Genomic DNA, 449 nt, shown 5'->3' on the forward strand with positions numbered 1-449 from the left:
GCATGGATGATTGCTCAGCCTTTTTTTGCACATGGTTTTCTGCCAGCTTACCGCCTTCTGCTGCCAGATTAGCATGAGACAAACGGTCATCAGAAGTAGAAGGCTGGGTCATGAAATCTCCATAAACTATAAAACATAAAAATAATTCTAATTAAATCAAACTATCATCTTACTCTTGATAACTCAAAATATCACGATAACCTGCTTGCCAGTCAGGATAATTCAGCCAAGCTAACGGAATGTTGCTATGCAAGCGCTTCCCCGTAACTGCTGTTTTTGAATGATCAATAGTAGGCGGTGTCTCACCTATTTGCTCGCTTAACCAAACGCCTAGCTCATGAGTGGTGACGGGCGCATAGTCAGTGGCGATATAAAGTGGCTTTGGTGCCTCAATGGTCAGGACGTTGGTGATAATATTGACCAAATCACGATCCATAATACGATTACTC

Annotated in this window: 1 pseudogene; it reads right to left on the reverse strand. The window is 42.3% G+C overall.

Annotation, left to right across the window (positions count from 1 at the left end):
• Positions 1–169: 169 nt before the first annotated feature.
• Positions 170–449, reverse strand: a pseudogene (locus AAEZ03_RS25945) (hypothetical protein); the annotation flags it as partial.

Origin of the sequence: Pseudomonas sp. HY2-MNA-CIBAN-0224, assembly GCF_040310285.1 — a bacterium.
Taxonomy (GTDB): Bacteria; Pseudomonadota; Gammaproteobacteria; order Pseudomonadales; family Pseudomonadaceae; genus Aquipseudomonas; species Aquipseudomonas helleri.